This window comes from Salinivibrio sp. MA440 (assembly GCF_001996265.1).
Classification (GTDB): Bacteria; Pseudomonadota; Gammaproteobacteria; order Enterobacterales; family Vibrionaceae; genus Salinivibrio; species Salinivibrio costicola.
This window is the reverse complement of record NZ_MUFI01000061.1, coordinates 1-15,331: the sequence shown is the minus strand read 5'-3', so window position 1 is coordinate 15,331 and position 15,331 is coordinate 1. Positions and strand designations below refer to the sequence as shown.

Annotated in this window: 14 protein-coding genes and 1 pseudogene; 5 read left to right on the top strand and 10 right to left on the bottom strand. The window is 49.8% G+C overall.

The window, feature by feature from the left end; genetic code table 11:
• Positions 1-252 precede the first annotated feature (252 nt).
• Positions 253-378 (top strand): annotated as a pseudogene (locus BZG80_RS14590) (IS110 family transposase); the annotation flags it as partial.
• A 21-nt stretch (positions 379-399) separates the two neighbouring features.
• On the opposite strand, the gene BZG80_RS14585 reads toward BZG80_RS14590, so the two are convergent.
• The 4 genes from BZG80_RS14585 to BZG80_RS14570 form a co-directional block, all read right to left on the bottom strand.
• Positions 400-819, bottom strand: coding sequence for a hypothetical protein (locus BZG80_RS14585; RefSeq protein ID WP_077679678.1), 420 nt, complete (start codon positions 817-819; stop codon positions 400-402).
• Positions 820-896: 77 nt separating this feature from the next.
• Complete coding sequence (locus BZG80_RS14580) at positions 897-1,415, bottom strand: hypothetical protein (RefSeq protein WP_077679677.1); 519 nt, start codon at positions 1,413-1,415, stop codon at positions 897-899.
• Between the two features lie 507 nt (positions 1,416-1,922).
• On the bottom strand, positions 1,923-2,759 hold the full coding sequence (gene fghA, locus BZG80_RS14575; RefSeq protein ID WP_077679676.1) for an S-formylglutathione hydrolase: 837 nt from the start codon (positions 2,757-2,759) through the stop codon (positions 1,923-1,925).
• A gap of 38 nt (positions 2,760-2,797) precedes the next feature.
• On the bottom strand, positions 2,798-3,946 hold the full coding sequence (locus BZG80_RS14570; RefSeq protein WP_077679675.1) for an S-(hydroxymethyl)glutathione dehydrogenase/class III alcohol dehydrogenase: 1,149 nt from the start codon (positions 3,944-3,946) through the stop codon (positions 2,798-2,800).
• A 138-nt stretch (positions 3,947-4,084) separates the two neighbouring features.
• On the opposite strand from BZG80_RS14570, the gene BZG80_RS14565 reads away from it, so the two are divergent.
• Entirely contained in the window at positions 4,085-5,002 is a 918-nt protein-coding gene (locus BZG80_RS14565; RefSeq protein ID WP_077679674.1) for a LysR family transcriptional regulator, read from the top strand.
• Positions 5,003-5,056: 54 nt separating this feature from the next.
• Here BZG80_RS14565 and BZG80_RS14560 read toward each other — a convergent pair whose 3' ends face one another.
• From BZG80_RS14560 to BZG80_RS14545, 4 genes are all read right to left on the bottom strand, one after another.
• Entirely contained in the window at positions 5,057-6,661 is a 1,605-nt protein-coding gene (locus tag BZG80_RS14560) for a methyl-accepting chemotaxis protein (protein ID WP_077460932.1), read from the bottom strand.
• Positions 6,662-6,922: 261 nt separating this feature from the next.
• Positions 6,923-7,960: a DUF2955 domain-containing protein gene (locus tag BZG80_RS14555; RefSeq protein WP_021024444.1), complete on the bottom strand. Its 1,038-nt coding sequence runs from the start codon at positions 7,958-7,960 to the stop codon at positions 6,923-6,925.
• A gap of 11 nt (positions 7,961-7,971) precedes the next feature.
• A complete protein-coding gene (locus BZG80_RS14550) occupies positions 7,972-9,030 on the bottom strand; it encodes an HlyD family secretion protein (protein ID WP_077679673.1) in 1,059 nt (352 codons plus the stop codon).
• Between the two features lie 108 nt (positions 9,031-9,138).
• Positions 9,139-9,600 carry a MarR family winged helix-turn-helix transcriptional regulator gene (locus BZG80_RS14545; RefSeq protein ID WP_077577346.1) on the bottom strand — a complete coding sequence of 154 codons (462 nt, stop codon included), beginning with the start codon at positions 9,598-9,600 and terminating at the stop codon, positions 9,139-9,141.
• A gap of 205 nt (positions 9,601-9,805) precedes the next feature.
• On the opposite strand from BZG80_RS14545, the gene BZG80_RS14540 reads away from it, so the two are divergent.
• Together BZG80_RS14540 and clcA are read left to right on the top strand one after the other, a co-directional pair.
• On the top strand, positions 9,806-11,107 hold the full coding sequence (locus BZG80_RS14540; protein WP_077679672.1) for an alpha/beta fold hydrolase: 1,302 nt from the start codon (positions 9,806-9,808) through the stop codon (positions 11,105-11,107).
• Positions 11,108-11,468: 361 nt separating this feature from the next.
• Positions 11,469-12,860, top strand: coding sequence for a H(+)/Cl(-) exchange transporter ClcA (gene clcA, locus BZG80_RS14535; protein WP_077677700.1), 1,392 nt, complete (start codon positions 11,469-11,471; stop codon positions 12,858-12,860).
• On the opposite strand, the gene BZG80_RS14530 is transcribed toward clcA, so the two are convergent.
• Both BZG80_RS14530 and BZG80_RS14525 read right to left on the bottom strand, forming a co-directional pair.
• Positions 12,861-13,493 carry a substrate-binding periplasmic protein gene (locus BZG80_RS14530; protein ID WP_077460928.1) on the bottom strand — a complete coding sequence of 211 codons (633 nt, stop codon included), beginning with the start codon at positions 13,491-13,493 and terminating at the stop codon, positions 12,861-12,863. It lies immediately after the preceding gene.
• Between the two features lie 128 nt (positions 13,494-13,621).
• On the bottom strand, positions 13,622-14,533 hold the full coding sequence (locus tag BZG80_RS14525) for a LysR family transcriptional regulator (protein WP_077679671.1): 912 nt from the start codon (positions 14,531-14,533) through the stop codon (positions 13,622-13,624).
• Between the two features lie 101 nt (positions 14,534-14,634).
• On the opposite strand from BZG80_RS14525, the gene BZG80_RS14520 reads away from it, so the two are divergent.
• A complete protein-coding gene (locus BZG80_RS14520) occupies positions 14,635-15,135 on the top strand; it encodes a lactoylglutathione lyase family protein (RefSeq protein WP_077460926.1) in 501 nt (166 codons plus the stop codon).
• The last annotated feature ends 196 nt before the right edge of the window (positions 15,136-15,331 follow it).

Below are 15,331 nucleotides of genomic sequence, written 5' to 3'. Positions count from 1 at the left end.
ATTCTTAATTCTGTGAATTTTTCTATTCAATGCGCAACCTCCATGAAACTAACGAATGACATGGATTCCCCCTCTTGAAGATCTGCCACACTTAGGTGCGGCCTTTAATACCGGAGGTAACCATGTCTACTCAATTCTTTTGTGGCGTTGATCTCGCCAAGCACCACTTCTCTCTTCACACGGTGGGTGGACCGCGGAAAAGTCATTCCTATATATCTCTTTCACACGTTAAACGTTCAAAGCGACGTATCCCGATTAGTCGCCGCTGGAAAGCCGAAAAAAGTCGCCATTACTGCCTGTGTGCGTAAGATGGTAGTGATCTTAAATTCGGTGCTCAGAGACGGCGTGATGTGGGATAAAAATCTCGCTAAAATTTAGGATTGACGACATACTCGTTTGTTATGTGCGTACTAAATGTTCTAAAGACCCTTTTCCTATGTCCCCTGACCAATAATCTAGCAAAATATCAGCAATTTTGGATTTCTCGACTTTTGACTGACTTGCCACTAAATAAAAATCTAACGTTTCACTGTTACTCAATGTTGCCAGTGCTGCATATGAACCATTAATCCATTGCCCTAACCCAAGAAGCAATAAATCTTGATATATCAATTGAAACGAATCTAAATTCAGCCCAAATTCGAGCGTAAGATCATGGATGTCATCTAGTTCAATGGCCGTCAAAAAATACTCCTCTAAAGCTATTGCTTTCGAAGATTTAGAATCTGACAGTTCCTCTGACAAATTCACTGGCTTAGAAACTACAACAGCTAATTTTTTGAGCTTTCTGGAAACCAAATATTCCCGCATCCTCTTCATACCATCTCCTAAGCATATAACGCTATGCGCAGCGGCCGGTTTGTTGCGCATAGCGTGACAAACCGGCCCGACTGACGCTACTTGTTAGCAGAGCCCCCTAGTTTTCGGGTATCCAATGTTGCTGTTTTTTTGTATGCAGACCGATAATCTACAACGACATCAAAGCGGTCGAGTCGCTCTTCTATCTCATCGAGTGACTCATCAGGGCCGAGAGGAACCTCCAAAACCAGAACGTCTTTAGTCTCGCCTGCGGGCATTGCGTAACCTTCACCAAGGCGAGTAATACTGTGATTGTATTTTTTATCTTTCAAGACTCCTGCCAAAGCTTCATCGGCATCCTTTACTGGTTTTCCGTCCAAAAGAATTTTGAATCCCGTTATGAAGGCAGGGCCTATACCGTGATTCATTAACCGAAAAGCCAGCAGCCCACGTCCAGGTGAAGTTTCTCGATGATTAAACTCGGTGATGTATGGCTGAACAGAAAGAGCATTGTGACGTCGCGCAACTATGGCTTGGAATATCGTCAGCCCTAGAGCACAAAGTGCGATGACCTCAGTTGCGTGCCGTCCCAGAAAATCAACAAATTGAGTCAACAAGCCTGAATCCTTTTTCTGCTAACATTGTATTATTGCGCGCGCTCGGTTTTCCAAAACCGTTATACCCCGCGACTTACCCATAACATCATGATAAAAATGAAATTTTACAATTTTATCATCAAGTTTTCAGCGATAATAGTGTGCGTGCCTCCTATCTCCGCTCGGGCGTTCACATTATCCCCAAGCGTTGAACTGTAACCACATGAATAATCGATTATTTTTTATCACCCATTCCGAGATAGTGTGAATCTGTCAAGGATAAACGCGCATGCTTTTTCCTGTATCTAGCCAATAAGCTGTAACCATCCATCCACTCACCACGCTACCGCCGATCAGTTGTCGGCACCTAACACGCCATTTGATTGGCTAATTTGCGGGTTAGTGTATCAAGCGCTGTGTTGCTTTTCGTGCGCTATTGTACAAAGTGTTAGATAAGCCATAGTTTGTGAAATGGGTGCAAAAAAAAGCGGCCTGGGTGGCCGCTTGGGGTCTCGACGTGGTTTGTACCTACCGCGCAAAGCGGGTGGCGTGGAAGGCGAGGTGTTCATCAATAAAGGTATTGATGAAAAAGTAGCTGTGGTCGTAGCCCGATTGCATGCGCAAGGTGAGCGGGGAGTTGTGTTTCTCTGCCGCTTGTTTCAGGGCTTGCGGGTTAAGCTGATCGGCCAAAAAGCCGTCTTTGTCGCCTTGGTCCACCAGCATCGGCATGGCGGTGGGGCCTTGGGCGAGTAACACGGTGGCATCGTAGGCTTGCCATGTTTGTTCGTCAGCGCCTAAATAAGCGCTAAAGGCCTGTTTGCCCCACGGGCACTCGGTGGGATGACAAATGGGGCTGAACGCGGAAATGCTGCTGTAGCGTGATGGGTTACGCAAACCAATCACTAACGCGCCGTGGCCGCCCATGCTGTGTCCGGCAATCGCGCGCTGGTTGTTGACCGCAAAGTGCGATTCAATCAGCTCGGGCAGTTCGTTGGCGACGTAGTCGTACATCTGGTAGTGCGACTGCCACGGCGCTTGGGTGGCATTAACATAAAACCCCGCCCCTTGGCCGAGATCGTATTGATCAGCGTCCGCCACACCCTCGCCGCGCGGGCTGGTGTCCGGCGCCACAATCGCCATGCCCAAGGTGGCGGCTTGTTTAAACGCGCCGGCCTTTTGCATAAAGTTTTCGTCGGTGCAGGTCAGGCCCGAGAGCCAGTAGAGCAAGGGCACCGGTTGGGTGTTGGTTTTCTCAGGCAGAAAGATCGCAAACGTCATTTTGCCGTTGGTGGCACTAGAGTCATGCTGCCAACGTTGGTGCCAACCGCCTGCGACTTTGTTTTCGCTTATTTTTTCTAGTTGCATGGTTATTCTGCCGCCGCGTTGCCACGGCGGCCGTCCTGTTATTGGTCCATGTGGATCACGCTGCGAATGCTTTTGCCTTCGTGCATCAGTTCAAAGGCGCGGTTCACTTCATCAAGGCCCATGGTGTAGCTGATAAATTCTTGCAGGCCAAACTCACCATCGAGGTAACGCTCGACAATACCGGGCAGCTCGGAGCGGCCTTTTACGCCACCAAACGCCGAGCCTTTCCAAACGCGCCCTGTCACCAGCTGGAATGGGCGGGTTGAAATCTCTTGGCCGGCGCCGGCAACCCCAATGATCACTGACTCGCCCCAGCCTTTGTGGCAGCATTCTAGGGCTTGGCGCATCACATCGACATTACCGATACATTCAAACGAATAATCAACGCCGCCGTCGGTCATCTCAACAATCACTTGCTGGATAGGTTGATCGTGATCGTTAGGATTAATCACATCGGTGGCGCCCAGCTGTTTGGCGAGGGTGAATTTGCTTTCATTGATATCAATGCCGATGATGCGGCTTGCGCCGGCCATACGTGCGCCGATGATGGCTGACAGGCCAATGCCGCCCAAACCGAAAATCGCCACGGTATCGCCTTTTTCTACTTTGGCGGTGTTCATCACTGCGCCCATGCCGGTGGTGACACCACAGCCAAGCAAGCAAACTTCTTCCAGCGGCGCGGCTTTGCTCACTTTCGCCAATGAGATCTCTGGCAATACCGTGTATTCCGAGAAAGTCGAGCAGCCCATGTAGTGGAAAATGGTCTCGCCATTAATCGAAAAGCGCGAGGTGCCATCAGGCATTAGGCCTTTGCCTTGGGTTTCACGCACTGCGCCACATAGGTTGGTTTTGCCCGATAGACAGAATTTACACTCGCCACATTCGGCAGTGTAAAGCGGGATCACATGGTCGCCCACTTCGACGCTGGTCACGCCCTCGCCGACCATTTCAATAATGCCGCCGCCTTCGTGGCCAAGAATAGAAGGAAATACCCCTTCAGGATCGTCACCCGATAGGGTAAAGGCATCGGTATGACATACACCGGTAGCGACGATTCTGACAAGAACTTCACCTGGTTTAGGTAATTGAACGTCAACCTCTTCCATTTTCAGGGGTTCACCTGGCCCCCATGCGACCGCGGCTTTTGATTTGATATGCGTTTGTCCCGGCTTGATTGTTAGTGCCATTGGAGAATCCTTTTTGTTCACGATTACGACCTGACTATGCTAACTAAGTTAGTTTTAGTTATAATCTGGCAAAATTGAAAATCATTATTTCACTTTCGTAATAATGTGTGTCAGTGAATATAGACAGGGTAGACGGTAATGGCACCCCATTGGGAAGGATTAAACGAATTTTTATCGGTAGCCGAGCATGGCAGCTTTACCCAAGCGGCTAATAAATTGGACATCACGGTGGTGTCGGTAAGTCGTCGGGTGGCGACGCTTGAGGCGTATTTGGGGGTGAAGCTGTTTCATCGCACCACCCGCAAAGTGTCACTCACCGACGAAGGTGAGCTCTATTATCAACGCTGCCGCCCACTGCTCGCGGCCTTGGTCGATGCTGAGCAAACCATTACTCAATCGCAAGCGCTTCCTTCTGGGCTGGTCCGCGTCACTGCGCCGGTTAACTTTGGTGAGCAATATATTGCCCCCTTGCTTGCGCCATTTTTAACCGCTTACCCGCAAGTGTCGATCGATTTACACCTGACTAACCGACGCGTAGATCTAACCGATACCGGCACCGATGTGGCAATTCGTATTGGTCACTTACCCGACTCGAGCCTTAAGGCAAAACGGTTGGGATCGCGCCAATTAACCATTTGTGCCAGCCCTGGCTATTTAGCCGCTCATGGCTCTCCTGATTCACCCAGTGCACTCAGTCGCCATACCTGTTTGGTGGGCTCCAATGAACATTGGCATTATCAAAGCAGCGGTAAAATTCGCACACTGACCGTATCGGGAAAGTTACGCTGTAACTCCGGTGTGGCCTTACTCGATGCGGCTAAGCATGGTCTAGGCTTGGCGCAGCTGCCCCATTATTATGTGCAGGCAGCATTGGCAAACGGCGAACTGGTTGAGGTGTTAACGGATTATCGGGTAGACGATGAAGGTATTTGGGCGCTTTACCCCAGCGGACGCCAGTTACAGCCCAAGGTAGCCGCGTGGTTAGAGTTTCTTGCCGACCACCTGCCCGACCACCAGCTGCGTACAAGCACGTCTGCATCAATGGCCGCACGATAGAAAAATCGCCAGCACGGGGCTGGCGATTGTTGTACGCGCTCATTCAAAGATGAATTAATGACGCGACGCCCGCAAGGTACCTGTTGTCGGTTTAATTGCCGAGATTTTAAAGGCGCCGACATGCTGGTCGAGCGTTTGTGCCAGACCGGCTAAGTCTTGACTGCTGGCCTCTAAACTATGGCTATCTTCCAAACCGGCTTGTGCCGCTTGGTTAACATTATCCATGTTGACGTTGATTTCATTCGCCACGCTCGATTGCTCTTCGGTCGCGGTCGCAACATGGGTATTCATATCTAAGATGGTGCTTACCTGTGTGGCAATGCTTTCTAGTGCTGTCAGTGCTTGCTCAGTGGCACGGTTACCCTCGGTGGTCAATGCCTTGCTGGTATCCATGGCATCAACGGCATTTTTCGCTTCTTGCTGCAGCTGATCAATGGTCGATTGAATTTCTTCGGTCGATTGTGAGGTTTTAGTCGCCAGGCTGCGCACTTCATCCGCGACCACCGCAAAGCCACGTCCAGCCTCACCAGCACGTGCCGCTTCAATCGCTGCGTTCAAGGCAAGCAAGTTCGTTTGCTCAGAGATCCCGCGAATCACATCCAGAATCGAGACAATCGACTGAGTTCGCTCGGCCAACGAGGTGATCACCGTTGACATGTTATCCATCTCAGTGTCGAGTTGGTTAATCGTCGCGGTTGCCTCGGTCAAGGTTTGCTTGCCGGCTTCGGTTTCGCTGTTCGCCGATGAGGCCGAGTCCGCCGCGCTAGACGCACTTTGCGAGATCTCATTAATGGTGGCGATCATTTCGTTCATTGAGGTGACCACCAGCAAGGCTTGCTCGCTTTGTGACTCACCGCGCTTTAATGACTGCGCTGCTTTATCGCGCAATGATCCCGCCGAGCGGCCAAGCTCTTCACCGGTTTCGACCACGTTAGCAATGATTTGGTCGATTTTATCCACAAAGGTGTTAAACGCCTCTGAAATGTGGGTAATTTCGTTATTGCCGGTCACGGGCAAGCGCACGGTAAGGTCACCATCGCCTTTCGAGATATCTGCCAGCGCATGTTCTAAACCTTTTAGCGGCGCGAATAAACGGCCGAGTAGCCACACCAGTACCAAGGTACAGCCGATAAAAATCAAGCCAATCGCGGTAAGCTGGGCGATGGCGATACCATTGGCGGCAGCATCGACTTCGGTGATCGGGATGCCGACATCAAACGCGCCCCAAAGACGGCCATCGACATACACCGGCATCATGATGTCGTACACCCATACATCTTGCACATCGGCGTACCAGCGCGAATGCTGGGGCTGACCCTGGCCGGCACCGGCGACGGTATAATTATCGCTGTACACCTTATCAATTTTCTGTCTATCGCTATGGGCAATCGCTTTGATGTTTTTATCAATCATCACTGCGTAGCTGATGTCGTCTCGACCTTTAAGATCGGACACCATGTCTTGCAGATCAGCGGTAGGCGTGGAGGAGTTTTCTAAGATGTATTCCGCACGGTCGGCAAGTAGCTCAGCCTGTGCTTGCGAACGTTTAAGAATAATGCTGTCTATCTCGTCATGCGAGATAAAGGTAGTGGCCGTGATGCTTGCAATGGCCGCAACCGCAAACATGGCACAGACCACGATCAAAATGAGTTTTTTCACTACGCTGCCTTTTTAAATGATGGGGAAGGACTAAAGCCGTCACAACCGGCGCGTAATGTGCCGAAAAATTCAGTGTCGAACAGTATGAGAGACGGCTGACTTCCTCTCTGTACATAATTGTTAAACAGAATCATAGCGGTAGGTCATGGGTTAAACAAGTGATGCTTCGCAAAAGTGAAATTGGGCTGAGAGGTTAGCCGCAAAAATCATGATTATTAGTTGACTGAAGCGAAGCATGTTCGTGCCCAGCATAATCGGCAGTTAAGTGACGCCAAACCGCGTTGCCGGGAAGTAATTAAGTAATTTATGCACGATAAAGCAAAGCATCAAGGTGAGTACAATGGCGACTAAGTTGCTGCTGACTCGATATAAGGCATCGTACATAAAGTCTTGGTTGGGGCTTAAGTATTGCCCGAATAAGATCCCGAGCGTTGCCATGGCCCCAAACCCCACGCCTGAGCCACCGGCCTCTTTTAAATGCGCTTTAGCAAACAACATGGTGCCTATCCAAAGCAGCGGGATCACCAAGATCAGCACGTTAAACCAATCGTATAAAATAACTTGGCAGCCCACCCCATACACCACGCCCAACACAGTGCCAATCGCCCGTTTACGCGCATAACTGAGCGAGCCGTTCCAATGCATCGGGAACAGCAACAACACGGTGGTGGCTTGTGCTGAAATCGAATCGCGCAAATCAAACAGCTGAAAGATAAAAAACGAGACCGTCGCCAACGTCGCGCCCATGAGTGCTTCATGCCGCATCCGATGGGATTGTTTTCCCCCTGCGGGTGCAGCAGGCGGCTGGCGCGGCGTGACATCAGGAATTAACCAGGTGACGAGATACGCCACTGCGACCGATAACACATTCGCGCCCAGGTTACCGAAGATTAAGGTATTGATCGGTAAATCGGGATAACTAGCAAAATGAAGCATGATGCTAAGGCTTAACACGCTGTTGGCACCAAAAAGAAAAAAGCGCCCTTTTGACATGCAGGCAAATTTGTAGGTGAACAACAAGAATACCAAAGGCGTCATTAACCCTGGATGCGCGCCAAATAATCCGCCCAGCAGTCCAACTTCTAACCCACTGATCACCGCCGAGGCCAAAAGCTGACGCGCGGCACGGCCATTGATCACCGGGACAAGGCCGAGCAGCAACATTGGCGTGACGGTAAAAAACACCCCAAAGCTGCAGTCGAAAAACTTACAAATCGCGAATCCTAAAGTCGCGCCGGTGGCTATGCGCGCACATTGGCGTACATCATTATCGCTTAACGGGTGATGCCATAAATTCATTGCACTCGCCCTTAGTAGATGTAATGCAGCATACTCAGAAAGCCCACTTGTGCTTTTGCGAGCAGACAGCTTATCGCATGGTCAGGCACCAGTTGTACCGTGGCGCGAGCACCCGTGGGGAGGGCATGAGATGGCCATTCATCAAGTTGAATGTGCAGACGCATACGCTGTGCATCGCGTACCCATCGGTTGGAATTGGTGGGTGAGGCTAACTGGCCATTGGCATCGATTTGACCCGCACTGACCCCCGCATCAACACTGGTAACATGACCGGCATATAAAGCGCCGGGCTCACTGTCAAACGCCACTAGCGCGGTATAACCTGCTTCAATGTCGCGCACACTTTTCTCACGAAAATCGGCAATCAATTGTGCACGTTCTGACACCAATGCCATGATTGGCTGGCCGGCACTGGCATAGGCGCCCACGTCTAATTGCAGGTTGGTCACTACGCCGTCATGGCTGGCTTTTACGATGGTATACGATTGATTCAATTGCGCTTTCTTTAACTTGCTCAATGCCACTTGTTCGGCAATGTTGCTGGCACCATCACCGCCCCGTTGAATTTGAAGCGCACTGACACGCGCTTTGGCAGCTTCCCATTTGGCGCGTGCAGTATCGGTCGCGCTAATCGCATCGTCACGCTGCTGCTGCGACACACCATTTTTAGCAAATAGAGCTTTTAATCGTTTCGCTTCGCGTGCTTTTTGTGCCAATACCGACGCGAGCGCAGAGACATCTTGGCGCGCGGCCATCAAGGAGGCATCGAGCTGAGCATTGCTTTGTCTGGCCTGGGCAAGTGCGAGCTTTGCTTGGTCGACGGCAATACGGTAAGGCGCGCTTTCAATCCGAAACAGCACATCACCTTGGTGAACGTCTTGGTTGTTGTCGACCGCAAGCGCGCTGACTGGGCCACTCACTTGTGGAGCCACTTTGGTGACGGTGCGTGTCACCATCGCATGAGGCGTGAGTGGCATCGTATTATCTGCGATTAAAAAATAACCGAAAAGGATCAGAAAACTGAGCGCCGCTATTTTTACCCAGCGAGAAAATTTTTCATCCGGTGTCATTCGTGCTTATTACCTTTACTTATCTACATCATGATTGATTAGTGTTGCACTGGAAAGTATCGCGCTGAACAGCGTCGCCCTAACAAGAACAAGGTATCGCCTTGCTTTTTATTCATCTTGAGAAGACGTTACGTAATCGAGTGCGTTTTGATTGATGGTGACCAATACACGCTCTAAAGCCTCAAAATCTTCAGCGGCGATACCAGACAACAAATGTTTGCGTACCCGCAACACCCGCGCTTCGATACGCGACATTAATTCACAACCACTGTCGGTGACATGGACGGTTCGGGTGCGTTTATCTTCGGGTAAGCAGCGCCGTGTGATCAGCTCTTGTTCCTCAAGGTGCTTTAACGTGCGCATTAACGAGCCCAGCTCAATCTCTAACGCTTGCGCCAACTCACTTTGGCTAATGCCATCGCCCAATCGACGTAACATCCACAGCGCACTCCAGCGCGGATAACTGAGCCCAAGTGGTTCAAGCTCGGAATCGGCTACGCGTCGCCATAGTCGTGCGGTCCGTCCTAGATGTTCAGCTATCGACATATGTTCTGGATGTGAAGCGGTCATGCGATCTCTCCCTCAATCGTGCGGATTACTTAGCCTGCTAAGTAATAGAGAACAAGCAATATAAAATAGTTAGCAGGCTAAGTAAATATAAAAGTGATATAGATCACATAAAAATCGAAGAAGTTCGGCTTCGTGCTTGCTCGCTGAGACCGAACAACTCTGATAACCTAATCATCGTCATCTTTCTGTTTATAAAGGCATTACCATGCAAGATCTTTATGATCGTTATATCCGTTATCGCAGTCACCGTGTTGAGGTCCCACTGGATCACAGTGACGCCAATAGTACGCCGATCACTATTTTTGCTCGTGAAGTGGTTGATACACGCCATCACGAAGCAGATCTGCCGTGGCTGGTGTATTTTCAAGGTGGGCCAGGCATGGAGTCTCCCCGCCCCAACGGCGCCACAGGTTGGCTAAAACGCGCATTAGACGATTATCGCGTGATGTTGCTCGACCAACGCGGCACGGGCTTAAGCTCGCCGGTAAATCACCAAACTCTCGCCCATCTCACGCCTGCCGAGCAAGCAGCGTATTTGAGCCATTTTCGCGCCGACAGCATCGTGAAAGACGCCGAGTGTTTACGTGAGGCGTTAGGCATCAAGCAATGGGCGATCCTCGGGCAAAGCTTTGGTGGGTTCTGTGCCCTCACCTATTTGTCGTTCTTTCCGCAGTCCTTGTCTCGCGCGTTTGTCACCGGTGGGATCCCGCCGCTCGAGGGACACGCCGATGCGGTGTATCAAAAAACCTATCAGCGTGTGGAAGACAAGAACCAGCAGTTTTTCGCCCAATTCCCCGATGCACAAGCCCGCTGTCACGAGATTGCCCAGTATTTGCAAAACAATACGGTGACGCTACCAAACGGTCAGCCGTTTACCGTTGAGCAATTTCAAACGCTGGGGCTGAATCTCGGTCGCGGCCATGCCGGGCTGCCGCTGTATTACTTACTAGAACGAGCCTTTATAGAGGTAAATGATGAGCGTACCTTAAGCTATCCGTTCTTAAATGCGATGCAGGCTGACCAAGGGTATTTAACCAACCCGTTTTACGCGATTTTGCATGAATCGATTTACTGCCAGCAGCAGGCGTCGCAGTGGTCAGCCCATCGGGTGCGCGATCAATTCCCGCAGTTCCACTATCAGCCCGATCAGCCGTTCCGTTTTACCGGCGAAATGGTGTATCCGTGGATGTTTGATCAACTGGCAACCCTTAAACCGCTCAAAGACGCGGCGATGTTGCTGGCAGAAAAGAGCGATTGGCCGGCGCTTTATGATCTCGAGGTACTCAAGCGCAATACGGTGCCGCTCGCCTGCGCCACCTACGTCGATGACATGTTTGTCGAGTTCGATTATTCCCGTCAAACCTTGGCGCAGATTGCCAACAGCCAAGCGTGGATGACTAACGAGTACGAGCACAATGGCATTGGTGTTGATGGTGAGCGGATTTTGAGCCGTTTGATTGAGATCGGCGATCATATTGCCGCAACCCAAGCGTCTGGTCGCGGTTGATTCGCACCGCTGCGGCCAATAGTGTCGCAGCGGATATTTTGTTCCTAACAAACTGTGATCTAATTCAAATCAATTATTCAGGGACTGGGAGGTGGTACGCTATCGCTCAATACGGACTCCCCCAGTGAAACGTCTGAAAATATGCCCTTATCGTTATCGCCGCCCCGTATCGCTTACTCCAGGGATTTTTATCTTGGCTAGCCGAATAATTAGACACCGGTCAAGCGCTTGCATGTTAGGTGAATTGGCGTAGTATAAATGCGTTCTCTCGGGGAACGGGACGTTCCCAGCACGGTGTCGGCGCAAGAATGAGTGCCCCCATACATCGTCATTTTTCTTTTCAAACTTTGCGTTCACATAGATGAAAATTGTAAGTAAAACAGGCAAGAAAAGAGCCATCTTTTATAAATCTAGCGTTTTCTTTGATAAATTATGGTCACGCGACAAAACGCCCGTTTCTATTCTTTTGCTCGCCGTTGTCATCGGCTTTTTAGGCGGCGTTGTTGTCACCCTTTTCGAACTCGCGATTCATACCCTCTCTCAGTCAAGAACTGACTGGCTAGACAGCAACATTAGCTCAATGATTCCATTGGGATTACTCGCTTTTATTATCAGTGCCGGCCTGGCCTTAATGGGCTATTGGCTTGTTCATCGATTTGCGCCCGAGGCCGCTGGTTCAGGGATCCCTGAGGTGGAAGGCGCGATGGAAGGCATTCGACCTACGCGGTGGTGGCGGGTAATCCCAGTGAAATTTTTCGGCGGTTTAGGTGCGCTAGGCTCAGGGATGATCCTCGGACGAGAAGGTCCTAGTGTGCAAATCGGTGCCAACATTGGTCGCATGGTCACCGATACTTTTCGCATCAAAGACAGAAACAGTAACCAAACACTGCTTGCATCCGGGGCTGCCGCCGGTCTCGCCGCGGCGTTTAATGCCCCCCTTGCGGCGATCATGTTCGTGGTTGAGGAAATGCGACCTCAGTTTCGCTATACCTTGATCTCGATAAAAGCAGTGATCATTGCCGCCATCATGGCCGATATCGTTTTTCGCTATATCAATGGCCAAGAGGCAGTGATTGTTCTACCCCAGTACGAGACACCACCACTTGCCTCTTTATGGTTCTTTCTCGCACTAGGTTGTTGTTTTGGCGTGTTTGGCGTGCTGTTTAATTTTTTGATTATGCGGTGTCAGGACTTTTTCCAACGTTTTTATCAAAAAAGTCAAAAACGAATCTGGCTAGTAGGGGCCACGCTAGGCGGTTTCTTTGGCTTATTGCTGATCTATGCCCCAGAGCTGACCCATGGCGGCATTAACTTAGTGCCAGATTTTGTCAGCTTAAACTATTCCATCAGTGCGCTGCTGTTTATCTTTATGGCGCGTACGCTGCTGACAGTGATTTGCTTTAGCTCCGGCGCACCAGGCGGCATTTTCGCCCCCATGCTGGCGCTAGGCACCTTGCTAGGGACGGTTTATGGCTTAGTGGTTGCCAATATGTATCCGGATATGGGCATTGAACCGGGCATGTTCGCGATTGCGGGCATGGGCGCTTTGTTCGCCGCGACCGTACGCGCGCCTATCACGGGAATTTTGTTGGTGATTGAGATGACCAATAACTACTATCTGATTTTGCCGCTGATTATTACCACCCTCGGCGCCACCCTTGTTGCACAATTACTTGGCGGCCAACCGATTTATACCGAGCTATTACGTCGCAAAGTGCGCGAGCAAAAGCTGCGGGTTGAGCAACAGCCATAATCACAATCCATATTTGGCAAGGATAGCGGCGGTCGTGCCGCTATCTCTCATGTCCTTCAATGCGGTATTTAGCTGTGCAACTAATCGCTGATGGCGTTGATGAAAGACCAGAAAAACCGAGAAAGACGCAACCGGTTTATCTCCCATACGAACATAAGTAAGCTGGTCTTTTTCGATTATACTTTTGATTCTTCCATAACCTATCATTGCTTTAACACGGTGACTATTGACCATATTTAGCGCAGCGCGTTGTGTTCTGGTTGTTATAAGCTGCCACTGGTAGCGTTTCGCAATTTCTTCGACAGCTTGATCACCGATGACTCCTACAACATATTGGTAATCTTCCGGCTCTAACACATGTGTGTATCCAAAGAGATAATAGTCTACCGACAACAATGGTTCTCGCGGATATAACGCTTTGGGGATATCTTGATAGGCTAGCCGTGTTCGGCCAAAGTCAGCATCAATAATGCCTTTTTTCAGTGCATTTTCGGCCCGAGCAAGTGGCATCTCTATCCATGTGAGTTCAATACTCGTGTCGATAGCAGTGAATGCCTGCTCCACGATCGCTTTAGTCACCAAAGAAACAGAATCGGTCTCATCGCGGTAAGCAATCGTTAGTGTATTTGCCATGACATTCAACGGTAGCCAGCAGGCTACAAGTATCCACCATCTCGTCACATTGCCATCTCAGGTTGCCTTTGGACTCTTAGACATTAGAAGACAGAGGAAGCACCGTCAATGTATAACACGTGACGCTGTCACTCTTTGCTTTTATCATGCCTATTGATTGAATCACCGACATGCTCTTTAGTGACGTTTGCAATATTGATCGCGCGCTGAGGCAGCTCGCGTCCGGCAAGAGAGGAGAGATATAAGGTTTCACTGACCGGTGTCGGTAAGTAATGAGCTTTAATGGCCGCTTGTTGAGCAAAAGCCGCGACAGCATTGGCGGGCAAGACGGTAAAGCCAAGTCCGCGTGCAACGGGTAGTAAGATAAGACTTATTTGGTTAGAAAAACCAGATTGCTTAACGGGGCGTAACTGCGCCGTTTGATATTGCTCGAAGTTCGCCCCAAGTAATAACTCTGCGTGATGCCTAGCATCTGGGTGATCAATGAATCCAAGTTGGCAGAGTGTTTCCCATGTAGGGTCTTTAATATGGCGCGGTGTCACCAGCAATAACGGCTCTTCGCCAATGGGTTCAGACTGAATATTCGGGTCAACTGGACAAGCCGTTGTTAGGCCAATATCAATGGTGTTATTTAAGATAGCCTTGTTAACATCGCCATTTGGCGCAAAGCGATAGTTAATCGTAAGGGCAGGATATGTCACCTGAAGATCGAGCAAACGCGTATACAAGCGGAGCCCGACACTTCCCGGCGACATAATGCGTACCTCGCCTTCATAGCCGGGATCGCGACTGATGGTTACAGCAAGATTATCCAACGTTTGTAGCACGTCCTTCCCTTGACGATAGAGTTGTTGTCCTGCCTCGGTCAGCACCACGCCTTTCTTTCCTCGAATGACCAACGTTGAAGATAATGACTCCTCAAGCTTTCGCACGTGCTGGCTTACGCCAGACTGCGTCATATAGCATTTATCAGCGGCCTTAGTAAAAGTGCCAACATCTACCAGGGTGCAAAAGGTTTTCAGCCAAACAGGGTTAACCATAACAAAATGTCATCACAATCATTGCAAACCATAATTTAACATTATGGTTTAGGTGCCTCATGCTTGCAAACAATGAAGACGTAAGCAAAGAGGAACAAACGATGCAGACCCCTTACCCACGTACATTTTCACACATTGGTATTTCCGTCCCTGACTTAGAAAAAGCCGTTGAGTTTTACACGCAGGTGCTTGGTTGGTATCTCATCATGGTGCCTACTGAGATTGTTGAAGACGACAGTGCAATCGGCGAAATGTGCACCGATGTGTTTGGCCAAGGTTGGGAACGTTTTCGCATTGCCCATTTATCGACAGGTGACCGCGTTGGTGTAGAGCTATTTGAGTTTAAGGATCAGCAAAACCCTGACAACAATTTCGAGTATTGGAAAACGGGCGTATTTCACTTCTGCGTGCAAGATCCAAATGTTGAAGCATTAGCCGAGCGTATTGTTGAAGCTGGCGGTAAGAAACGGATGGAGAAACCACGCTATTACTATCCTGGAGAGAAGCCCTATCGCATGATCTATATGGAAGACCCATTCGGCAATATCTTGGAGATCTACAGCCACAGCTACGAGCTGATCTACAGCGCAGGAGCATATTAACTCTTCCACCTGCGATAACAGCTTTGGTACTTTCAATAAACAGGCTCAACGTGATTGAGCCTGTTTACTGCTTCAATACGACACCGACCAAACCGTCACTATTCGTAACAAAAAAACAAACGTGATAAAGATCACTCAATGAATTAATATCGACCAGGCAAACAGTGTGATATTAGTCACTCTGACTTTTTATTTC